Consider the following 21,708-nt stretch of genomic DNA (forward strand, 5'->3'; position numbering starts at 1 on the left):
TTATTTAAACGCATTTAATCCGGTTACGTCCATTCCGGTTATTAATAAATGTATATCGTGTGTACCCTCGTAGGTAACCACAGATTCTAAGTTCATCATGTGGCGCATAATCGAATAATCGCCGGTAATTCCCATGCCGCCCAACATTTGCCGCGCATTGCGCGCAATGTTTAAAGCAGTCTCCACGCTGTTCCGCTTGGCCATAGAGATCTGCTCTGCACTAGCCCTGTTTTCCGATTTGAGTACACCAAGCCGCCAAACCAGCAGCTGTGCTTTGGTGATTTCTGTGATCATTTCAGCCAGTTTCTTTTGCTGCAGTTGAAATCCGCCAATTGGCTTTCCAAATTGAATGCGCTCCCTGGAATAACGTAAAGCCGTATCGTAACAATCCATCGCTGCGCCTAGGGCACCCCAGGCAATGCCATACCGGGCCTGGTTTAAACAGCCCAACGGACCTTTTAAACCGCTGATCTCAAAGACATTTTCTTTGGGTATTTTTACATTGTCAAATACCAGTTCACCAGTAGCTGAAGCCCTCAAGCTCCATTTGTTATGCGTCTCTGGTGTAGTAAATCCTTCCATACCGCGTTCCACAATCATTCCCCTGATTTTGTCCGATTCGTCCTTGGCCCAAACAATGGCAATATCTGCAAAAGGAGCATTAGAGATCCACATTTTTGCACCATTTAACAAATAATGATCACCCTGATCTTTAATGTTCGTGATCATGCCACCGGGGTTAGAGCCGTGATCCGGTTCTGTTAAACCAAAACAACCCATCAGTTCGCCAGTTGCCAGTTTGGGCAGGTATTTCTTACGCTGTACCTCTGTCCCATAAGCATAAATGGGATACATGACCAAAGAGCCCTGTACAGAAGCCGTCGATCTAATTCCGGAATCTCCACGTTCAATTTCCTGCATCAACAGGCCATAAGCAATGTAATCTAAGCCTGCACCCCCGTATTCCACCGGAATGGTTGGCCCAAAAGCACCAATCTCACCTAAACCCGGAATCAGATGTCCTGGAAATTCTGCCCGTTGTGCATAATCTTCAATAATCGGAGTCAATTCTTTTTTTACCCAATCGCGTGCAGTCGAACGAATCAGTTTGTGTTCTTCGGATAATAATTCGTCCAGTAAATAGTAATCAGGTGCTTCGTAAAGGTCTTTTTTGGCAGATTTATTCATTGTTTACACTATCTTTGGTTCTGCAATCAGCTGCTCATCCAAAGGTAATGAATTAAGGATAGGGGCGGGTTAAAACAGATCAAAAATAATTGTTAATGACGCAGATTAATCCATATATCCAAACTGTAGCACTCAGAGATGTCAAATGTCATGCTTTGCATGGTTATTATCCACAGGAACAATTAACAGGTATCTATTTTATGGTCGATGTGGTGGTGGAATTTGAACCTTATGGGGATACAGAAAATTTACAGCATACCGTAAATTATGAAGTATTGAATACCATCATTCTGGAAGAAATGAAAAACACCCAGAAAATGCTGGAAACGGTAGTCCGAAATATCATCGACCGTACGATTGCCAGTTACCCATTTGTATTAACGGCAGAAGTAGGTATCCGAAAAATGAATCCGCCAATGCCCGGGCAAGTGGGACTTTCTTTCGTCCAGCTCAAATACACCGCTCAAAAAACAGTTTAAAAGAAAACACACACATAAAGGGTATCATGGAATACACTAAAATTACTGCAGATTTACTGGCGCAAATCAAAAACATTGCCGGTGCGGAAAATGTTTTTACAGATGAAGACGCCCTGGCAAACTATGCACATGATGAGACTGAAGATTTGAAATTCTTTCCTGAAGTTGTAGTAAAGCCTACAAATGCGAGCGAAATCTCAGTACTTTTAAAGTTCTGTAATGAAAATCATATTCCTTTAACTCCAAGAGGCGGAGGTACAGGATTGAGCGGAGCTGCCTTGCCTATTTTTGGCGGAATACTGCTTTCTATGGAGCGTTTTAAGGCCATTATTGACATTGACATGGAAAGCCTCCAGGCTATAGTAGAACCTGGTGTCATTACCGAAGAGTTTATCAACGCTGTAGCTGAAAAAGGTTTGTTATATCCTGTTGATCCTTCCAGTAAAGGTTCGTGTTTTATCGGTGGCAATGTGGCTCATGGATCTGGCGGCCCAAGGGTGGTTAAATATGGAACGATCAGGGAATATATTTTAAATCTGGAGGTCGTATTACCTACCGGGGAAATCATCTGGACAGGTGCCAACACCCTAAAGTATGCCTCGGGATATAACCTTACCCAACTCATGATCGGTTCAGAAGGTACGTTAGGTATTGTCACTAAAATCGTGACCAAATTAATCCCTAGGCCTCAGCAAAGCATATTGATGTTGGCTTCTTTTGCCGAAAACGAACAAGCCTGCGCGGCTGTGTCGGCAATTTTTAGGGCAGGTGTAACACCTTCTGCGCTAGAATTTATGGAACGGAAAGGTGTAGAGTGGGTAGTAAAATACGACGGCATTCGGTTCGAGCTAAAAGATGGCGTCAATGCTTTTTTATTGATTGAGTTTGACGGCGATGATATGGATAACATTTTTAAGGACTGTGAAAAGGTAAATCTGGTTCTGGAAGGGTTTGGTTGTACCGACGTGCTCTTTGCTGATACGGCACAGCAAAAAGAAGAATTGTGGCGTATGCGCAGGACCATGGCAGAATCGGTAAAATCAAATTCAGTGTATAAAGAAGAAGATACCGTGGTGCCCCGTGCAGCTTTGCCAAAACTGATCCAGGGCATTAAGGAGATTGGATCCAGATATGGATTTGAAAGTGTGTGTTATGGTCATGCTGGCGATGGAAATCTTCACATCAATATCATCAAGGCGGGTATGAGTGATGAAGACTGGCAGAACAGGTTAAAAGACGGCATTATAGAAATTTTTCAGTTGACTGCTGCATTAGGTGGAACCATTTCAGGTGAACACGGCATCGGCCTGGTCCAAAAGGAATTTATGTCCATCAAATACAGCGAAGTCAACTTAAACCTCATGCGCGGGATTAAAAAAGTGTTCGATCCAAAAGCAATCTTAAATCCGGGGAAGATCTTTTAATCGAGCTGCTCGAAAGATACCATTTTTTCCCTTTCATGTACTGGGATAGGTGCTTTGCTTTTGCTGTTGTAGTCAAAAGCCACACAGACAGTTTTACCCCGGCTACATACTTCTTCTTTGCCATGAACAGTTTTGACTAGTAAATATTCCAGATCAAAACTGCTCTTTCCTATTCTGGACGTACGTACGTACATGCTGATCTTATCGTCTATGAATACCGGTAATACATAATCCAGTGAGGCTTGAGCGATCACCACACCAGTTCGTTTCCAGTCCCAGTTGATCGCCTGCATCCAATATTTTGTTCGGGCAATTTCCATATATGTAAAATACACCGCATTGTTTACATGACCCATCATATCAAAATCTGCAAAGCGGGTTTCTATCACAGTTTTATACTTAAAACTGTCTAAAGTGTCTGTGTTATCTGTCGTTTTGTCTTGCTTTTTATTTTTGTTGCGCCAAAATGTCTTGAAAATCATAAAATATAGGGTTGGTATAAGAGTTGAACAAAGGGTTAGTATAAAACTTAAAAAAATAATAAAACATTAAAATAGGAGAAAACAACCATGACACTAGTAAATTTTAACAACAGAACCAGGAACACAGCACCTTACTTTAACAATGTATTTGACTCTTTGTTTAGCGAAGCGTTGAATAAAAACTTAACTATTAATAAAGTTCCTGGTGTAAATATTTTAGAAACTGAAACTGATTATAAAATTGAATTGGCGGCTCCGGGCTTAACCAAAGAAGATTTTCAAATCAATTTAAAAAAAGATACCCTTTCTGTTTGGGCTGAGAAAAAAGTAGCTGAAACTGAGGAGAAAAAAGATTATACAAGAAAAGAATTTGATTACTTCTCTTTCGCAAGATCATTTGTTCTGCCTGAAAGCGTAGATGGTGATCAGATCACTGCCGAATACACCAATGGTATTTTAAACATTACCATCGGTAAAAAAGATGAATCTAAATCAGCAGCAAAAGAAATTAAGGTTTCATAATAGGGTAAGTTTGTTTTAAGGTGATGGGGGCCAGTCGAAAGACAGCCCCCATTTTTTTATTCTTTAACTTCTTTCAAGTCTGCTTTATTCAGCCAACCCTTCGTTATATCTCCGTCTTTATTGGTGTGCGTCACATAAATAAATCCGTTTTGCTCTTCAATTACATTAAATTTAGCATTGTTCCACAATCCGAGTACACCATTTCTTGCTGAAGTGGCATTGGCCGCTTCATAAAAATACACTGTTCCCTTTGGTAGCTGATATTTCTTGCCATTGCTGGTGATGGTTGTTGCATTGTCTTCCCTAGCCTTCGCTTCATCCTGGGCACGTTTGGCAGCGGCAGCCATTTGCGCTTCATATTCCTTCTTTAAACTGTCGATCTCTGCCTTTTGCGCTACAGTATCAATGACTACTGGTTTTACCTGAGATGCCGTATCCGGGCGTTGAACAATAGATTGCGTCGTATCCTGATGTCTCACTTGGGTGGAGTCTGCCCCGGCAAGTACACGGTTTGGTTCGTCCGACTTAAAAAACAATCCATAGACAGATAAAATGCCAAAAATTACGATCAATAAAATCAAAATGGCAAATACCGATTTAGAAAGCCTGATTTCATCCGGACTAACCGGGCTATCCAATACCGGGTTAACGATGGGTTTAGGCATAGCAGCAGCGATACCTGGCTGTACTTTTGTCACAAACGGTTCCGCTGCACGGTGTACAATTGCCTCTTGCAGAGCAGAGCCATTCGCAAATCTTCGCTCTGGTTTTTTCTCCAAACATTTTCCAATCAGTTCAAGTAACCATGTCGGCACGTTCATTTCCCTTGCTTTGCGATCTGCGTCCCAGCTTTCCGGTAAATGCGATCTGCGCAGAGCCAGTAAATCCGGAACTGCAGTTTCCATATGAGATAACATCACATGATTACGGGACGTCTCGTTTTTATTGATCAGCGGAAAAGGTACTGTACCGGCCAGTAGTTCATAAAGTATAATTCCATAGCTGTACACATCGGTCTGGAAAAACATCTCACCATCGTGTTGCTCAGGAGCCATAAATTCTACTGCGCCTGCGTGCCTGAGGCTGGTACGTCTTTGTTCTGTTGATGTAATGGCCAGTCCAAAATCAAGCAACACATAATTGCCTGTATCGTTATTGAACTTGACATTATTACTTTTGATATCTCCGTGCTTAATCCCAACTTTATGGCAATGGGCCAGCGCATTGGCCAGTTGCTCGGCTACTTTAATGGTTTCATGAATGGTAAATATCGGTGGGTGGGGCGGCATTAGTAATTTTTCCAGGTCGGGGCCCTCAATGTATTCCATTTCAATAAAGGGGAAGGAGCCACTTTCGGTTAAACCAGAACCGATGATCTTAACCACATTTGGGTTGGGCACTTCATTTACCTTTTTCAGCTTTTCAACCTCGCTGTTAAATTTGATGAAGTTTTTGTCATCCTCACTCTCTGTATGGATTGGCGTAGGCATAATTTTTACAGCTGTAATAATTGTTCCTATCCTTTTTCCCTTATATACAGAACCCTGGCCACCGGTACTTAGGGCACCCAGATTTTCTAATCCTTCTGTTATTGTAAAAACTTTACTCATTGTATGCGGTTAATTTGAATGGTTAAGGTAACTAAATTCAAGTACTGCAAGTTCACCCAGTATAATCTGGTCACCTTCCTGCAGGGCATGCCCCAGTTCAACAAAGTTAAGTTTTACCGGGGTATGATCGGTCAAAGATCTTATTTTAACTTTATTGCGTGGCGGAACCCCACCATCATCTGCAAAAAGTAGAAAACTCCCCGAATCATTGCTCCATTCGATATGTGCATGTTGTCTGCTTACGTATTTGTTGGCTTCATTGGCACTTGCATCCGGAAAGGCAATGGTATTGATCCTGAAAAAACCATCACTGACTTGTACTTTCTGCTCACGTCCAATATTGATCTTACCATCTGTTGCATTGATCTGGTATTGTGTTTTTGCAGTCTCACCATTTAAAACAGTAATGTAAGCCGTTCTGGAATGGTTAGCAACCACATGTTCCGGTGTTTTGATCAGTAAGGCCGCATTGATGTTTGGTATTTTGATCACATCGGCTGGAAGCTCATCCAGAAAACTCGTCTGCATAGACCATTGCTCCGGCATATCAATCGCGTAATCATCTGCAATGCGTTGCACTTCTTGTTTAAATCTGTCAGGTTCAGCAGAAAAAACTGCCGATTCATACATGTAAATCTCGGCTGGTGCACAGGCTATCAGGAGTTCCAGGCCTTTAATATGCTTGCCCTCACCACCATCTAATTTCTGCAGCTCTTGTTTGATTGAGCTAAGCAGCAATTCTCTGATGCCTTTAACATCCTGCGGCGGTTCAGGTTTTCCTTTGCTAAATAATTTAAACATATTTTTGTTTACTAATTTTTCTAAATTCAATCAATAAATAGTCCATTTTTTAAACTATTGTCTATTTATTTTGCTTTTCCCGCATCTTTTTTAATACCACTAACGTAACCTAGTTTTAAAAGAATCGGGGTAACATGATCTCCAGCCAGTTTAACAGCTTTGCTGGAACCCTTGGTAGATTCGATACGGATACAAACCACCACATGGCCTGGGCCACTTTTTTTCGGCGCAAAGAATACATACCAGCCGTCATTGATCTTTTCTCCTTTCCAGATCCTTTCTGGCGTACCTGTCTTACCAGCCACCTTTAAACCCAAAGCTCCGGTTTTATTGGCACTTTGCTGTTCCATATAGCCCGCAATTAAATTGGCGTACTCTGGTTTAACAGTCAGTTGAATGGCTGGTTTAACTGTAGTGGCTGAATCGCTGATTTTCAAAACATAACGGCTGCCTACCAGTTTTCCTTTATTGGCTACACCAGAGACCAGGCGGGCAACCGCCGCCGGACTGGCAATCAGTTCTCCCTGCCCCCAGGCCATACCCGAAATGCCTTTGGCACGCGTTCTCCTGATCCTCGCCGGATCGTAGGCCGGTTTTGTATTGAACTCTGTTTTTTCCCAGTACCTGCGCCATTTCTCTTCCTGCTTTTCATTTGTCGGATTCCTGCTGTAATAATAACCACCAACACCCCTCAAAAACATCCCTGTTTTTAAATATAAGGTAGCCATATCTTCCTGTAAATGCTCTTCGTTGGCTATTTTAATGAAATACACGTTGTTAGATTTCACTAAAGCCCGTTCCAGACTGATGTTGCCCACTTCGTCTGGCTCATATCCCTTGGTGCGGATTCTTTCTGCTGAAGATACATTGAAGCGTCGCTCACTTGCCGCCATCCCCATTTTATTGAATGCAGCCATGGCTGTTAATACTTTAGCTGTAGAGCCCGGTGGGGTAGCATAAGTGAAACCTAAATCTTCTGTAGTATACCAGCCCGATAACTTGTTTTGCTCTGCAGTACTCATGTTCAGCAATTCCCAGTTTTTAACCGGTGGAAGGGGGTAGACCGCCGACGCCAACACATCACCCGTAAGGTCCTCCATCACCACAACAGAAACCCGGCTGTTTCGTAAACTGGTGTCCTGAGCAATGGAATTCTGAATGCTGGTTTGTAGGCCGGCATCTACGGTCAGCCTCACGTTTCTGTTGCGTTTTTTGAATGCTTCCACTTCCCGACTGTTGATGCCTGATAATAATAGCGGAGCCAAAGCTGCATAGTCCCGTTTGCTCACGGCCATTTCTTTTACACCTCGCGGTAAAAAGCGGTCCTCCTGGTAACGGTTAGCCTTGGTGTTGAAAGAAACTACCGGCGTTTTAAAACCGCGTAATTCTGGTCCATGTTCATATTCGGCAAAATATCCATTGGTACTGCCATTAAAAATACCCGTATTGATATCTCCTGTCCAGAAAAACATATTCGCTTCGAAAGGATAAAAGCGGTCTACACGTTTATGCAGCGCCGAATCCAGGTCGTACTGAATCCCAGCCTTCTCCAAAAAGCGGTGTTGCTTCCTGATCCCTTCAGGTTTACTGCTGGCCAGGATGCGTCCGTTTCTATCATATAGGTCGCCAGCTGCCAGTTTATTCATTAAAATCGCAATCCTGGGGTTATAACTGAACATGCGCGCACCGCTCTTATCGGCTACCAATGCTGCTTGAACCACCCACTTTTTATTGTGGGAAATGTATCCGTAAACCGTCACAGAGAGCAAGACTATAGCTACTGTTGCAGCCAAAAGTGCTGGTACCAAATTTTTATCCTGTTGTTTGGTAATGTACGTCATTTGAACCTGCGTTCCGCGTACCTGTGATACTGAGAGCAAGAAGCCCGCTGCCAACATATTGGCTACCAGCGAGGAGCCTCCGTAGCTAATGAAAGGTAGGGCTACTCCTGAAAGTGGTAATGCGCCTGTTGAACCCCCTGCGATCAAAAGAAACTGTATAAACAGACTGATCCCAACACCTGCCGACAAGTAAAATAAGAAAGGCGTTCCGGTTTGTCGCCCGATCACAATGGCCCGGTTCAAAAAGATCAGGAACAAAATAAATATACCAATAATGCCTGCGGCACCAAATTCTTCTCCGATAGCAGGCAAAATCATGTCGGTATGTGCTTCTGGAATCGTTTTTGCAAAACCCTCACCAATACCCTGACCGCTGATACCGCCACTAGCCATGGCCCAGATTCCATTGGCTACCTGATCCCCACCGTAAACTTCATTATTCCAGGGATCCTGCCAGATTGATTTACGTTCGCTGAGCCGGTTTACCGGACCTGGAATCAGTTTACCCAGGTAAGGCACCTGATCGATCAGCAGGAAGGCTGCCATAACTACCACAATCATGACCGCTGATTCGCTCATCTTTTTCTTATTCAAAAACATGCTCAGTGCCACGATCACAACGGTTACAAGTGTGGCTAGCCATACGTTTAAAAACCAGGCTGTAAGTACATAAACCATAATAGCCCACAGCATCATCATGAAATCACCACGCGAAAAAGAGAAGAGAATGATAAAGGTAAAGCAGACCACCATGGCCGGGCCAAGGTCTCCTAAAATCAGATACAAGAAAATGGCAATCACCATAGCCACGAGGGCAAATGCAAAGAAGAATCCCCTTTTTTGCCAATTGCTATATTCTGTAATGAAACGTTCATTAGCAGCAAAAAAGCCTGCCAGAAATAAAATAATGGCATACTTAACCAATTCGCTGGGCTGTATTCCAAATAAATTAACTTTAACACCACTACCTTCCGGACCAGTACCAAATACAATGGTGAAGGCCAGCAGGCCTAAGGCCAGTCCGGCCCATTGCCAGCCATTGGCCTTACTCGAAGAACTTCTAAAAATCAATAAACGGTACAAGCGTGAATCCGTATTAAATTTCCGGAGCTTAAGTGAAAGTAAAATGCCCATGCTCAATATCCCGATGCCAAAGAAAACCAGCGTATCCCTGGCCAGGAAACGATCCCGTAAGGGATCTTGTAAACTTAAAAGGGTCAATACTGAAAAACCTGTCATCAGCATCACAATGGGCAGCATCAGCTGGTCGGCCTCCTTATATTTTGCACTCATCAGTACATGCAGGAAAAAGAAGCCTGCAAAAAAGCTACCCACAATAATCCCGTACCATCGATTATAAGTTTCAGGTGTACGTACAATCAAAGATTTTTCTTTTTTTAAGATTTTAAAATCACGCGCAGAGAAGAGTCTCACGGTATGCGGACTCTGTTTAAAATTGAAAGTCGCGTCTTTATCCAGCTGTTGTGTGCCTTGTGACCGGCCAAATTGTGCACCGGGTTTAAGTGGTAAAACACTGTACGACTGATCATCCGGCAAGCCTTGAAAGCGATATGCTCCTTGCACATCCGTACGTAAATACCGCACATAATTGTTGATCACCGAATCTTCAGTATAAGCGGTATCCTGGGGTAAAATCATCTGCAGGCGTAACAATACGCCCGAAACAGCTTTGCCTTTGGCATCCGTAACAGTTCCCGCTATGCTGTATTTGCCTTTGCCCATATCCTGAGTTGCAGGCAGGGCAGGTGGATGCTGTAATTCCTGAACATAACGAACAGAATCCTCACCTGTAAAACCCAAAAGCAATCGGGAAGCCAGGGCACGGTTTTTGAAATTTGGGCCACCTTGTCTGAATGCGGTATCTGCGCCAACAAAAAAGCGGCGCTTATTCAGTTCGCCCACATTGTCTATCGGTTCTTCGAACGATCGCACACCTTTAGCAACAATCTGCTCAATTAAATTAATGTCTTTTTTGTCTTCAAAATAGTATCCTTTAACCAGGAGCTTTTTAATATGCTCGCCAGCATTAGGTGCATTCAGGTTGACAATAGTACCCTCGTCAAGGCGTTTTCGGACTTCCGAAAAGTTCTTTTGCTGTTCCAGAAACAGGGTCAGAAACAGGGCCGATAACACCAGTGTAATCAGGATCATAAAAATCCTTTCCATCGCTCTATTCGGGATTTTAGCTTGCGTTTCTGCCATATTAACGTTTTATAGGTAATGCTGCAGAATCTGCGTTCAGGATTTTTACATTTTTAAGGAGTACACCTTTTTGCTGTAAGCTATTTACGTTTTTAAAACGCTGAAAGTCGATATTCTCTATCAGGATGCTTTTATTGGTCGCGGCAATTGCAAACGGTTCTCCCGAGTAGCTGCTATCACTTTGGAGGATAATTTTACTTTCTGCCCTGATGTATAAGCTATCCCGGCTAATGCGGAGCGGCTCATTGATCATAATGGGTGATTTAAAGATGGAGTCGCTCAAAATCAGGATATTTCCCTGCAATTTATCCAGGGTATCCTGTAGCTTAACCTGCTCCAGGCTCCTGTGCTCAATTACCCTTGCCGGATCTGTACCAGTCACATCAGACTGGTCTCTGCTTCTAATGTAAAAGTAAAACCCAATGCCCAGGAGGACAATCAGAACAAGCGCAATGATTCTAGCACTGGAATTGCCGCTTTTCCCTGTTGGTACAGTGGCTATAGCTTTGTTTCCATGAACTGGCCTTGCCGTTGGCATATCAGCGGTTAATACGGTTTGCTTTTCTATATTCTTAATGACGTGTTTAATTTTAGGCTGGGGCAACGGTTTAGTGGCTTCGTGTTTTAAAGGCTCTTTACTGTGCTTAACCAGCACCGCGGTAATGTTATCCAATCCGCCATTGGCATTGGCTTCATTGATCAATTGCTGTGCTTTATGGTATAAATCAGAATCTGATACCAAAATTTCAGTCATGTCGTGCCGGTTAACCATATCCGACAGGCCATCGCTGCACAACAACAACAAGTCGCCGGGTAAAAAAGGAGAGTGTCCTGTTTCAATATAATCTTCCTGTAATCCGATATGTGGAATAAAACCAAGTGCTTTATTGATCTCGTTTCTTTTGGGATGACGCATCGCCTGTTCTTCAGTAAGCCTGCCTGTATCTTCCATAAAGCCGACAAAGGACTGGTCTTTTGATATTTTAATCAATGATTGGTCCCTGAGCAGATATAGTCTGGTATCACCAACGTGAGCATAGTAGAACTGGTTAGTGGCCAGGTCTGCCAAAGCCAATGTCAGCACACAGGCCATATCTTCCAGGTCTTTGTTTTGTTGTTTTTCCAGCAAAATCTGGTCATTTGCTTCGGCGATGGCAGCACGCATCAGTATTGCCAGGTCGCCAACTGGTTTGCTCAGCTTTTGTACAATTGCCTTTCGGGCAATGGCTGCTGCCACCTCTCCACCAGTATAGCCACCTACGCCGTCAATGGCACAGGCAATGATGAAGTCTGTACCCGGTATCTGTTCAGCAATAAAGGTGTCTTCATTGTTGTCCCGGATCCGACCAGTATCTGTTATTCCAAAATAATTGCTATCCATTTTTCTTGTTCTGGTTTTTAACGGAGGCGAAGTGTGCAATTAACAACAATATACACAGGGTTAATAAGGCTATAGACAGGATGTGCGACATAAGATCAGGCTTTAAATATGTTTACGCCAATGATACCGTTCAGGATGATGCGCGAATTGACAGGCAATTCCACCCATTGCGGATCTGCTGTGCTGCTTCTTTCCACCAGGTTTTCGTTCAGGATGGTTTTTTCTCCAAATGAAGCCAGCTGAAACTTGCCCATTGCCTGATCGAAACGAATGCGTAAGTGCGGTGCGTTAACCCAGTCAGACGGGATTTTAAAAATATGTGCATCTTCACGAACTTCTTCGGCGCCCGAAACCAGGATGTCGTTAAAATTCATGACATATTCCAGTTTCTTTCCACTGTAGGCTTGATCAGGTATGGTGGTTTCAAACCTTGCCAGGGCCACATTGCCTACATTAGCCGCAACTGCGGGACTTGTTTTTTGTTCTATATTAAAATTCGCCAGGTAAGGAATCTCATAATATCCTTCGCTATAAAAGATGAAGTCTTTTAAAATATCATTGTTGACGTCAAAAGTCTGGGCCAGACCTGTCTGTCTTGGAATAAAAGTAACCCTCAGGTTCTCCTGTTTTTGATTTCCATCGGGCATCAGTTTGCCTATAAAACCTTTGTCGCCGGGTTTGTAATCGGGATGCGACACAAAACGGAAAACCCATTTGCTGCTGGAAGGTTCTACACTTTTACCTTTTGCCGCATACTCGCCAAGAATTTCATAGAATTTTTTAACAGATTCCTGGGCAATTAATCCGAACAACCCATTTTTATTGTCCATAAATTGTTTATAGTCTTCTGCATTGAAACAGATGATGAATTCATGATAAAAAACCACGCGTTCGGCAAAAGACAATTCGGCAATACTTTGTTCAAACTTTTCTATGATGTATTTGTAAACGATATTTGGGGTAAGTGGTTGTGACCTGGCAGTTGGACCAGCACTTTCATTACTGGTCAGAAACCAGTCCTGTATCCCTATGCGCTGCCAAAAAGTAGGTTTTTCTTCCATTTATACTGATTTAGTGTTTTTCTTTAGATTGTATAACGGTAAAGCTAGTTAATTCCATATCTAAAATAAAAAATAACGCTGCTTATATCGTTTTTAACAGGTTTATCGTGGAGCGTAACTAAAAAGCCCCCGAATGAAAGTTCGGGGGCTTGCTTTTTTATACGCTTGTTCAACCCTAGGTATAACCCAGAATTTTCAATACTTGTTTACTGTTCTGTTCTTCTCCAAATACCTCGAAATTGAAGGTTTCATCCCGATTTCTTCTGATAATCACGTGTTTAGGACTTGGTAGCAGGCAGTGGTGGATTCCGCCGTAACCGCTCAGTACTTCCTGATAAGCTCCTGTATGGAAGAAACCAAGGTATTGTACTTTACGTGTTTTTGGCATAAACACACTGTTCATGTGTGCTTCCTGATTGTAATAATCCTGACCATCACAAGTGATACCGCCAAGGTTTACTTTTTCGTATTCTGCATCCCAGTTGTTGATTGGCAGCAACACATATTTTTGGTTCAATGCCCAAACATCAGGAAGATTGGTAATGAAAGATCCGTCCAGCATCAACCACCTTTCACGGTCATTCTGTTGTTTACGGCCCAATACTTTATACAAAATACCAGAAGCTTCTGCCACTGTGTATTTACCAAATTCGGTAATGATATCTGGTTCAATTACATCGTGCTCGGCACAGATTTCTTTAATCCGTTTTACGATCTCGTTAACCATATACTCATAATCGAAATCAAAAACCAGTGAATCTTTGAACGGCATACCGCCACCGATATCTAAAGTATCCAGTTCCGGATTGATTTTTTTGAATTTGCAGTATAAGGTTACATATTTTTCCAGCTCATTCCAATAATAAGGGGTGTCTGAAATACCGGAGTTGATGAAGAAATGTAATAGTTTAACCCTGAAATTAGGGTTAGCCGCAATTTTACTGTTGTAAAAGTCGATCACATCTTCTAGTCTTACACCTAACCGGGAGGTATAGAACTGCGAGTCCGGCTGTTCTTCAGCTGCGATACGAATCCCAAGATTACATGGGGTATCCATTTCAATTTCATCATCATAGAGGTTAAATTCCTCTTTGTTGTCTAAAACCGGAATGATATTTTTATAACCATCGTGCAACATATCAATGATATATTGTTTGTACTGATAGGTTTTAAAACCATTACAGATCAGCGTAATGTCTTTGGTTAGTGCACCTTTCTTTTCCAGTGCGTCTACCATAGGCATGTCAAATGCAGATGAAGTTTCTAAGTGAATGCCATTTTTAAGGGCTTCTTCCACAATGTGACGGAAGTGTGAGCTCTTGGTACAATAGCAGTACTTGTAATCGCCCCTGTAATTGTTTTTCAGGATGGCGGTTTGGAACAAGATCTTTGCCTGCTGAATTTTTTTACTGATCAGCGGAAGATAAGTAAAACGTAGGGGTGTACCATAGGTTTCGATCATCTCCATTAAGTTGAGATCCTGGAAGTATAATTCATCGTCTATGATGTCATAGCCTTCCTGAGGAAAACCAACACTTAGATCAAGAAATTCGGAGTAACTCTGCATTTTTTATATTTTTGAACTATTATTTATAGGGTTAGGCAAATTAAAAGTCTTAATTTGCCGTCAAAGATAAACACTTTATAAAATACAGCCGTATTTTTTTTTATGACTAAGACATTAAAAATTATTGAAGTAAAATCTGAGATTGGTGCGGGGACCCGTGGAGCCAGCCTGGGTGTAGATGCAATTAAGATTGCAGCCTTGGATTTCGGGAGCAGATTTTTTAAAAAACATAAATCTATAGAGGTCCCAAATGAGAACCATTTATTGTTAGAAGGCAGTGGTAATCCCTTTGCAAAGCGGATTTCAGGCATTTTAACCATGGTAGAACGAGTGAGTGATGAGGTGGCTGCTACATTGGCCCGGGAAGAATTTCCGGTGGTAATTGCCGGCGACCACAGTACGGCTGCAGGAACTATTGCAGGAATTAAAGCTGCTTTTCCGAAGTCACGATTGGGCGTAGTCTGGATCGATGCCCATGCAGATTTACATTCCCCTTACACAACACCTTCCGGAAACATGCATGGAATGCCCCTGGCTATAGCCCTGGACGAAGATAATCTGGAGGCTAAAGTGAACAAACTGGATCAGGAAACGATTAACTATTGGTACCAGCTTAAAAATGTGGGCAAGATTGCCCCAAAGATCAATTACAGTGATCTGGTCTTGATTTCTGCGCGGGATATGGAAAAACCGGAGGCGCAATTGCTGAAAAAAAATAAAGTGCAAATCATTATGACTGCGGAGCTCAGGAAAAGGGGGGTAGAGCGGACTGTGATTGAAACTTTAAAATATCTGGATCACTGTGATCTGATTTATGTGTCTTTTGATGTGGATTCTTTAGACCCTACAGCATCGCGTGGAACAGGAACCCCGGTAGCCCAGGGATTAACAGAAAGAGAAGCAGGTAAACTGATGTCCGGCTTGATTACCAATCAAAAAGTTTGCTGTTTTGAAATTGTGGAGGTCAACCCCACACTGGACAGGGAAAACCAGATGGCTGAGCATGCCTTCGAAATTTTAATTAAAGCTACCAATGCTTTCAGAAACGAATAGTAGCTTTGCGATTTATTTAGCATATGAATATTGAACAACATATCATTACTGCAACTGTAGCAGCAGTAAAACAGTTATATAATCAGGACTTACCTGAAAATCAAGTAAGTTTACAGGATACCAGGGCTGAATTTGAGGGGCAGATTACCATTGTGGTTTTTCCGGTTACACGCTTATCCAAGAAATCCCCTGAGGCAACGGCCAATGATCTTGGTACCTATTTACAAGAAAATATTGAAGAAATCACTGGTTTTAATGTCGTAAAGGGTTTTTTAAACCTAAGTATATCCAATGCTTACTGGGTAAATTTATTTAATACAGATATTTTAAGTCCCGATTTTGCAGCTGTAAAACCAAATGGGAAAAAGGTAATGGTGGAGTATTCCTCACCAAATACCAATAAACCCCTGCATCTTGGCCATGTGAGGAATAACCTGTTGGGCTATTCTGTTGCTGAACTTTTAAAGGCTAGTGGTTATGAAGTAACCAAGGTAAATCTGGTTAACGACAGGGGAATCCACATCTGTAAATCAATGCTGGCCTGGCAAAAATGGGGCAATGGGGAGACACCGGAAAGCTCAGGCATGAAAGGTGACCACCTGGTAGGTAAATATTATGTGGTTTTCGACAAGGAGTACAAGAAAGAAATTGAAGCTTTAAAACTGGGTGGTCAAACCGAAGAAGAGGCTAAAAAGAATGCCCCGCTGATACAAGAAGCTCAAAAAATGCTGCAGGACTGGGAAGCTGGTGTACCTGAGGTGATTGAATTGTGGACAATGATGAATGGCTGGGTATATGCAGGTTTTGAAGTCTCGTACAAGAACCTGGGCGTTGATTTTGATAAATACTATTATGAAAGCAATACCTATTTACTGGGCAAAGGAACGGTGGAAGAAGGTCTGGAAAAAGGAGTTTTCTTTAAAAAACCGGATGGTTCGGTTTGGATTGACCTGACCGGGGATGGTTTAGACCAGAAACTTGTTTTGCGTGCAGACGGGACTTCGGTATACATCACCCAGGATTTAGGTACTGCACAGATGAAATATGACGATTTCCACATGGATGAGTCCATCTACGTGGTAGGTAATGAACAGGACTACCACTTCAAAGTATTGTTTTTGATTTTAGAGAAACTGGGTAAGAGTTGGGCTAAGGGCCTGCACCATTTGTCTTACGGAATGGTTGATTTACCAAGTGGAAAAATGAAATCCCGTGAGGGGACTGTAGTGGATGCAGATGATCTGATTGCAGAGATGATCGAAACGGCAAAAGCAAAAACTGAAGCCTTAGGTAAGGTGAACGATTTTGATGAGGCAGAAAAGGATCAACTGTATTACAATATCGGTATGGGTGCTTTAAAGTACTTTTTGTTGAAGGTAGAGCCTAAAAAACGCTTGTTGTTTGATCCCGCTGAATCTATCGATTTTCAGGGAAATACAGGGCCTTTTATACAATATACGCATGCCAGGATTAAGTCTTTGTTGCTAAAAGCAGCATATGATTTCTCATTTAATGGTGTAGCCGATGCAGTGAATACGCCAACCGAACTGGATATGATCATGTTACTGTCTAAATATCCTGCTGAGGTACAATTAGCTGCCAAAACGTTTAGCCCAGCCAGCCTGGCCAATTACATTTACGAAGTGGCTAAAATGTTCAATAAGTTCTATCATGAAACACCACCGATCATCAAAGAAGAAGACGAAGTGGCAAAAAAACACCGCTTGAATCTAAGTTATATTACAGCAGAAGTTTTAAAACGTGGAATGCTGATTTTAGGCATTAACGTTCCGGAAAGAATGTAATTTTCAGGTGCATCAAGATATCGAGATATCTTGATGCACTCATGTTTGTGAAAAAGTTTTATCATATATCTGCTTTTGCAGCGTTTCATTTGATATCAATTGGAACCTTAATCGTTTTCTTTAGGGTTTTAGCCTTGTTTGGCGCGTAAAAAAAGACCTTTCCAATTTTGCAGTTGTCTGATTTGTAAATCCAAACGGTATTTTCATCCCTTGGTTTTCTGTCCTTATCGAGGCCGAGCGCCTTGTATTTCTTAACGAAATTTTCGTAGGATAAGCCCTGATTTTCTCTAAACATTTTGTAAAGGCTTTCTGGTATTCCTATTCCGCTACTGTAGGCATTGTTGCAGTTGTCGAAATAAATATTGAAATCCGGACTGGAACCCGATGTGAGTACAAAATGCAGTGTGTTTTGATCCAATTCCAGAATTTCAATTTTTTGACCGTTAATTTTTACGGTAGTTCCAACATCAGAATGGTCAATTTCTTTATGATCAAACTGAACAGGGATCTCGATCTCGATTTCAATAAAGCCCTTTAAGGTTAAATATTCGTTACTCAGGCCCAGGGTTTGAAAACCAAAATGTCCGTACATTTTTCCATCAAATTCCTCGAGTCCACCCTGTGTTGTACCCAAAAATTCGTTAGTGATGTCTACTTTTTCGTTTTTTTCATTGAAAAGCTGAGCGCCGATCACCTTTCCTTTGATGTCATCAAGAAGCGATTTTTTGTTTTTCAATAGGCCTTTTTCTTTGTATTGCTGCTCCTCAGCAGGAGAGCTTTTGATTCTTGAAATCAAGAGTATACTACTTGCTGCTTCCTTATTTACATCAGCAGCAGCATCTTTAGCGGCTTGAATGTTTTGTTCAATTTGTGTCAGGATACTTTCTGCTTCTGTATCCGAAGCATCCGTGTCCCATGGATATTTAATGTCTTTCTGTTTAATGGGCACGATTACTTTGCTGTTCTTGGTTGTGGCATCTTTATAGGCCAGGTAATCCGGGAGCAAGGGCGATTTTTGAAAATCTTCATCAGGATGATGTTGCGGTAATTCGTCAACCAGTTCCGGAAATCTCTTGCCTGGGCTGCAAGACAATAAGGTCAGCATGATGATGTGGATTAGTAACCATTGTTTCTTCATAGGGTGTAGGATTAGGTACCGTTTTTATTTGATTTCTTTCTGGGACTTTTCAGTGTTGATATCTCGGTGCTTAGCACCCCATTCATTCAGTTTATTCCATATGGGGATCAGTTCGATTCCGATTTCCGTTAATTCATATTCTACTTTTGGGGGAACTGAAGAATATACCGTTCTGGAAATGATGCCCTGACTTTCCAGTTCCTTAAGCTGTAGACTCAAAATTCGCTCCGTAATTTTTGGCATGGTATTCTTCAATTCGGTGAAACGCATTTTTCCGGCTTCCAGTTCGCGTAAGATCAATACCTTCCATCTGCCGCCCAGTATTCCTATGGCGTATACGATGTTAGAGCATTCACTGATGATTTTATGATTGATGCTATTGGTTGAATTTTCTTTGCGCGTGGCCATGACTTACATTTTTGTTAGTTCCCTACAACGGGTTGTGTTCCCGGTAAATTTATAGCTTAAGATCTATTTTTGCCCTAAATAAAAAACAATAATGAAGAAAATTGCATACGTAGGATGTTTAGGGCTTATCGGTATCATTACTACAGAATTTGGTGTAATCGGTATTTTGCCTCAGATTGCCGAACATTATCAGATCTCTATCGATAAGGCGGGAATTTTACTTAGTGCCTTTGCATTGGTCATTGCACTGACCGGACCTTTTATGACGCTGTTTACTTCTGGTTTCGACCGTAAAAAGATCATGATGCTCAGTATTGCTATATTTTTGCTGACCGGAACAGTATCTGCGCTGGCACCACCGTTTTGGTTATTGGTATTGGTACGGATGCTGCCTGCATTTTTACAGCCTGTATTTATTTCCAACGCGATTGCCGCAGCTACCGTGGGGGCCAACAAAAGGCAGGAGTACAGGCTGGCTGGCATTGTAGTGGGCGGGATTGCGATAGCGATGGTCACTACTGTGCCTTTAGCAACGTATATGGCCGGTATATTTACCTGGCGGACCTCTTTTCTGGTTCAGGCAGGTGTAACAGCCATAGCTTTGGCCGGTATTTATAAGATTTTGCCGGCGATGCGTCCTCAAGCGAAGAAATCGTACGGCGCACAGCTTAAAATTTTGAGTAACCGACGATTTTTGATCAGTTCAATCATGAACTTTTTTATGATTGCTGCCTGGTTTTCCACCTATAGTTATTTTGCGGATTATCTGGGTAAAGTAAAGCGCATGGATACAGAGACCATCAGCTATATGATGTTTCTTTTCGGGATAACAGGGGTATTTTCGAATTGGCTGGCTGGAAAAATGATGAGCAGGAATATGCCGCTGACGATCACTTTATTTCTAAGTGGTACATTGGTGATTCCTGTACTGTTGTATTACTCTGGTGCAAATACATTTTCTAACATGTGCGTGATTGCCTTATGGGGCTTTTTATATGCACCTTGCTTTTTGAGTGGTTTTGCTTACATGACGTCTGCAGCACCACATGCACCTGAATTTGCCAATAGCCTCGCCATTTCATTTGGAAATCTGGGTGTAACTGTAGGTACGGTAGTGAGTGGTTGGTTCATTGCCTCAGGAGGTGTTGTTCAAAGTCCATGGGTAGGTATGGGCTTTGGTATTTTGGCAATTGGTATGATTGGCTGGAGGTCAGTTTTAGATGCTAAACCTGACCTAAGCTGTTCTGCAGAAAGTTGTTCCTGATCGATTTGAAATTTCTGGATTTAACCAGTTATTTTAATTTCATGAGTGAGATGTCGTTGTTCATGAATATTGGTATTTGCCACTTCCGTGTTATTCCAGTTCCAATCTTCGCGAAAGTCTTCATCAGCATGAAAATAATAGGCCGGCTTACTAAATAATTTGGTTTTACCTGCTGAAGGTCGCTGGGTTGTTTTATTTTTTGTTTTCATAATCAATAGTTTAGGGATGAATAATTACTTAACATTCTCATCATTAAAAAGTTTTTATTTTTAAAACTTTGGACATCAGTACAATTTTTTGTACTGTTAAGGCATAATTTTAGATTTTTATGAAATTTTTTGTGTACTAATAATTTTAGTATATTTTTGTGTTGCCTGAACATCGAATACAGCCACATGAACTTAAATCAAGAACCAGGTTCCATTGTACCGAATAACTTAAGGAGATTTTATTCCGGAGAAAGCCCCTGGCACCGCAATTGGAAAAAAGCGTTTCCTGAATCTTTTCGTGAAGTGAGTTTTGTAGACGAACAGCGGGGTGATTTACACCGTGCAGACGTACATACTCCATGTGGTACCACACTGGAGTTCCAGAATTCCCCGATTTGCTTGTCCGAACTGGAAAGCCGGGAAGCATTTTACCCCAAACTGGTTTGGGTATTGAATGGTAAAAAGTTTAAGGGATTCAGGATTTTGAAGCATTTACCTGATGTGGATGATCCCAGACTGGGAGATTACGAGTTTTGCCACAGCGATCATTTGTCGATGATCAGGAAAACAGATTTGTTGCAGGGTAGAACCAAGGTATTAAATTTTTATCACCCGGAGTTGCGTACTGTTGAATTGACTTCGCATTACTATTCTTTTTGCTGGAAGCAGCCACATCGGGTCTGGTATCAGGCAAAGGCCCCCATTATTGTGGATCTGGGTGGCCATTTTTTGTACCAGATGAAACAGCGGCCACAGCTATCAGGCAGCTATCCTTACCTGCACATGATGACGAGAAAATCTTTTGTTGAACAGTTTTTAAATAAGGAAATATAATAGCAATTTATAACATGAATATAGAAGAATTAAGAACCTACTGTCTGCAAAAAAAATACGCCACAGAAGGGTTTCCCTTTGGAGAGGATACACTTGTTTTTAAGGTGGGAGAGAAGGTCTTCTTATTGGTCAGTCTGACGACCGGAAACCGATTTAATGTTAAGTGTGATCCGGAGCGTGCCGTTGAACTTCGGGAACAATATGATGAAATTATTCCTGGGTATCACATGAATAAGAAGCATTGGAATACGGTATTTATGGATGGACGCCTGACTTTTAAACAGTTAACCGAATTGATTGATCATTCTTATGATTTGGTTTTTAGTAGTTTACCGAAGAAACTTCAAACTGAAATTCTGAACGGCTAACCCAATCTTTGTATACGCTTCAGATATTTGGCAAACTTGCATTTTTAGGT

General features: G+C 41.9%; 19 protein-coding genes. 8 read left to right on the top strand and 11 right to left on the bottom strand.

Annotated features, from left to right (window positions below):
• Positions 1-1,188, bottom strand: coding sequence for an acyl-CoA dehydrogenase family protein (locus IM797_RS16560; RefSeq protein ID WP_194128262.1), 1,188 nt, complete (start codon positions 1,186-1,188; stop codon positions 1-3).
• A gap of 95 nt (positions 1,189-1,283) precedes the next feature.
• On the opposite strand from IM797_RS16560, the gene IM797_RS16565 reads away from it, so the two are divergent.
• Positions 1,284-1,667 (top strand): dihydroneopterin aldolase, encoded by a 384-nt coding sequence (locus tag IM797_RS16565; protein WP_194128263.1) that lies wholly within the window; start codon positions 1,284-1,286, stop codon positions 1,665-1,667.
• A gap of 26 nt (positions 1,668-1,693) precedes the next feature.
• A complete protein-coding gene (locus IM797_RS16570; protein WP_194128264.1) occupies positions 1,694-3,091 on the top strand; it encodes an FAD-binding oxidoreductase in 1,398 nt (465 codons plus the stop codon).
• On the opposite strand, the gene IM797_RS16575 is transcribed toward IM797_RS16570, so the two are convergent.
• Entirely contained in the window at positions 3,088-3,573 is a 486-nt protein-coding gene (locus tag IM797_RS16575) for a thioesterase family protein (protein ID WP_194128265.1), read from the bottom strand. The two genes, IM797_RS16570 and IM797_RS16575, sit on opposite strands and share 4 nt — an antisense overlap.
• A gap of 87 nt (positions 3,574-3,660) precedes the next feature.
• Here IM797_RS16575 and IM797_RS16580 point away from each other — a divergent pair, with 87 nt between their 5' ends.
• Positions 3,661-4,095: an Hsp20/alpha crystallin family protein gene (locus IM797_RS16580; RefSeq protein ID WP_194128266.1), complete on the top strand. Its 435-nt coding sequence runs from the start codon at positions 3,661-3,663 to the stop codon at positions 4,093-4,095.
• Between the two features lie 56 nt (positions 4,096-4,151).
• On the opposite strand, the gene IM797_RS16585 is transcribed toward IM797_RS16580, so the two are convergent.
• The 6 genes from IM797_RS16585 to IM797_RS16610 form a co-directional block, all read right to left on the bottom strand.
• A complete protein-coding gene (locus IM797_RS16585) occupies positions 4,152-5,705 on the bottom strand; it encodes a serine/threonine-protein kinase (RefSeq protein ID WP_194128267.1) in 1,554 nt (517 codons plus the stop codon).
• 9 nt (positions 5,706-5,714) lie between these two features.
• Positions 5,715-6,506: an FHA domain-containing protein gene (locus tag IM797_RS16590; RefSeq protein WP_194128268.1), complete on the bottom strand. Its 792-nt coding sequence runs from the start codon at positions 6,504-6,506 to the stop codon at positions 5,715-5,717.
• A 65-nt stretch (positions 6,507-6,571) separates the two neighbouring features.
• Positions 6,572-10,570 carry an FtsW/RodA/SpoVE family cell cycle protein gene (locus IM797_RS16595; protein ID WP_194128269.1) on the bottom strand — a complete coding sequence of 1,333 codons (3,999 nt, stop codon included), beginning with the start codon at positions 10,568-10,570 and terminating at the stop codon, positions 6,572-6,574.
• Position 10,571: 1 nt separating this feature from the next.
• On the bottom strand, positions 10,572-11,951 hold the full coding sequence (locus IM797_RS16600; RefSeq protein WP_194128270.1) for a PP2C family serine/threonine-protein phosphatase: 1,380 nt from the start codon (positions 11,949-11,951) through the stop codon (positions 10,572-10,574).
• A 95-nt stretch (positions 11,952-12,046) separates the two neighbouring features.
• Positions 12,047-13,012 carry a hypothetical protein gene (locus tag IM797_RS16605; RefSeq protein ID WP_194128271.1) on the bottom strand — a complete coding sequence of 322 codons (966 nt, stop codon included), beginning with the start codon at positions 13,010-13,012 and terminating at the stop codon, positions 12,047-12,049.
• A 175-nt stretch (positions 13,013-13,187) separates the two neighbouring features.
• Positions 13,188-14,579, bottom strand: coding sequence for an arginine decarboxylase (locus tag IM797_RS16610; RefSeq protein WP_194128272.1), 1,392 nt, complete (start codon positions 14,577-14,579; stop codon positions 13,188-13,190).
• Positions 14,580-14,681: 102 nt separating this feature from the next.
• Between IM797_RS16610 and IM797_RS16615 the strand changes: the two genes are divergently transcribed.
• Entirely contained in the window at positions 14,682-15,632 is a 951-nt protein-coding gene (locus IM797_RS16615; RefSeq protein WP_194128273.1) for an arginase, read from the top strand.
• Between the two features lie 23 nt (positions 15,633-15,655).
• Positions 15,656-17,437: an arginine--tRNA ligase gene (gene argS, locus IM797_RS16620; protein ID WP_194128274.1), complete on the top strand. Its 1,782-nt coding sequence runs from the start codon at positions 15,656-15,658 to the stop codon at positions 17,435-17,437.
• Between the two features lie 85 nt (positions 17,438-17,522).
• On the opposite strand, the gene IM797_RS16625 is transcribed toward argS, so the two are convergent.
• Positions 17,523-18,575: a hypothetical protein gene (locus IM797_RS16625; protein ID WP_194128275.1), complete on the bottom strand. Its 1,053-nt coding sequence runs from the start codon at positions 18,573-18,575 to the stop codon at positions 17,523-17,525.
• Positions 18,576-18,599: 24 nt separating this feature from the next.
• A complete protein-coding gene (locus IM797_RS16630; RefSeq protein ID WP_194128276.1) occupies positions 18,600-18,983 on the bottom strand; it encodes a helix-turn-helix domain-containing protein in 384 nt (127 codons plus the stop codon).
• Between the two features lie 91 nt (positions 18,984-19,074).
• On the opposite strand from IM797_RS16630, the gene IM797_RS16635 reads away from it, so the two are divergent.
• A complete protein-coding gene (locus tag IM797_RS16635) occupies positions 19,075-20,247 on the top strand; it encodes an MFS transporter (protein ID WP_194128277.1) in 1,173 nt (390 codons plus the stop codon).
• 20 nt (positions 20,248-20,267) lie between these two features.
• Here IM797_RS16635 and IM797_RS16640 read toward each other — a convergent pair whose 3' ends face one another.
• Complete coding sequence (locus IM797_RS16640) at positions 20,268-20,456, bottom strand: hypothetical protein (protein ID WP_194128278.1); 189 nt, start codon at positions 20,454-20,456, stop codon at positions 20,268-20,270.
• 186 nt (positions 20,457-20,642) lie between these two features.
• Between IM797_RS16640 and IM797_RS16645 the strand changes: the two genes are divergently transcribed.
• Together IM797_RS16645 and IM797_RS16650 are read left to right on the top strand one after the other, a co-directional pair.
• Positions 20,643-21,290 (top strand): competence protein, encoded by a 648-nt coding sequence (locus IM797_RS16645; protein ID WP_194128279.1) that lies wholly within the window; start codon positions 20,643-20,645, stop codon positions 21,288-21,290.
• 14 nt (positions 21,291-21,304) lie between these two features.
• Positions 21,305-21,658, top strand: coding sequence for an MmcQ/YjbR family DNA-binding protein (locus tag IM797_RS16650; protein ID WP_194128280.1), 354 nt, complete (start codon positions 21,305-21,307; stop codon positions 21,656-21,658).
• Positions 21,659-21,708: the final 50 nt, after the last annotated feature.

Source organism: Pedobacter sp. MC2016-24, assembly GCF_015223055.1.
Lineage (GTDB): Bacteria > Bacteroidota > Bacteroidia > Sphingobacteriales > Sphingobacteriaceae > Pedobacter.

Excerpts from the sequence above, each read along its gene's own strand:
- IM797_RS16650 (WP_194128280.1), top strand. The coding sequence starts at position 21,305 with ATGAATATAGAAGAATTAAGAACCTACTGTCTGCAAAAAAAATACGCC.
- IM797_RS16640 (WP_194128278.1), bottom strand. The coding sequence starts at position 20,456 with ATGAAAACAAAAAATAAAACAACCCAGCGACCTTCAGCAGGTAAAACC.
- IM797_RS16580 (WP_194128266.1), top strand. The coding sequence starts at position 3,661 with ATGACACTAGTAAATTTTAACAACAGAACCAGGAACACAGCACCTTAC.
- IM797_RS16590 (WP_194128268.1), bottom strand. The coding sequence starts at position 6,506 with ATGTTTAAATTATTTAGCAAAGGAAAACCTGAACCGCCGCAGGATGTT.
- IM797_RS16610 (WP_194128272.1), bottom strand. The coding sequence starts at position 14,579 with ATGCAGAGTTACTCCGAATTTCTTGATCTAAGTGTTGGTTTTCCTCAG.
- IM797_RS16575 (WP_194128265.1), bottom strand. The coding sequence starts at position 3,573 with ATGATTTTCAAGACATTTTGGCGCAACAAAAATAAAAAGCAAGACAAA.
- IM797_RS16645 (WP_194128279.1), top strand. The coding sequence starts at position 20,643 with ATGAACTTAAATCAAGAACCAGGTTCCATTGTACCGAATAACTTAAGG.
- IM797_RS16630 (WP_194128276.1), bottom strand. The coding sequence starts at position 18,983 with ATGGCCACGCGCAAAGAAAATTCAACCAATAGCATCAATCATAAAATC.
- IM797_RS16560 (WP_194128262.1), bottom strand. The coding sequence starts at position 1,188 with ATGAATAAATCTGCCAAAAAAGACCTTTACGAAGCACCTGATTACTAT.
- IM797_RS16605 (WP_194128271.1), bottom strand. The coding sequence starts at position 13,012 with ATGGAAGAAAAACCTACTTTTTGGCAGCGCATAGGGATACAGGACTGG.
- IM797_RS16595 (WP_194128269.1), bottom strand. The coding sequence starts at position 10,570 with ATGGCAGAAACGCAAGCTAAAATCCCGAATAGAGCGATGGAAAGGATT.
- IM797_RS16585 (WP_194128267.1), bottom strand. The coding sequence starts at position 5,705 with ATGAGTAAAGTTTTTACAATAACAGAAGGATTAGAAAATCTGGGTGCC.
- IM797_RS16635 (WP_194128277.1), top strand. The coding sequence starts at position 19,075 with ATGAAGAAAATTGCATACGTAGGATGTTTAGGGCTTATCGGTATCATT.
- IM797_RS16625 (WP_194128275.1), bottom strand. The coding sequence starts at position 18,575 with ATGAAGAAACAATGGTTACTAATCCACATCATCATGCTGACCTTATTG.
- IM797_RS16565 (WP_194128263.1), top strand. The coding sequence starts at position 1,284 with ATGACGCAGATTAATCCATATATCCAAACTGTAGCACTCAGAGATGTC.
- IM797_RS16615 (WP_194128273.1), top strand. The coding sequence starts at position 14,682 with ATGACTAAGACATTAAAAATTATTGAAGTAAAATCTGAGATTGGTGCG.
- IM797_RS16570 (WP_194128264.1), top strand. The coding sequence starts at position 1,694 with ATGGAATACACTAAAATTACTGCAGATTTACTGGCGCAAATCAAAAAC.
- IM797_RS16600 (WP_194128270.1), bottom strand. The coding sequence starts at position 11,951 with ATGGATAGCAATTATTTTGGAATAACAGATACTGGTCGGATCCGGGAC.
- argS (WP_194128274.1), top strand. The coding sequence starts at position 15,656 with ATGAATATTGAACAACATATCATTACTGCAACTGTAGCAGCAGTAAAA.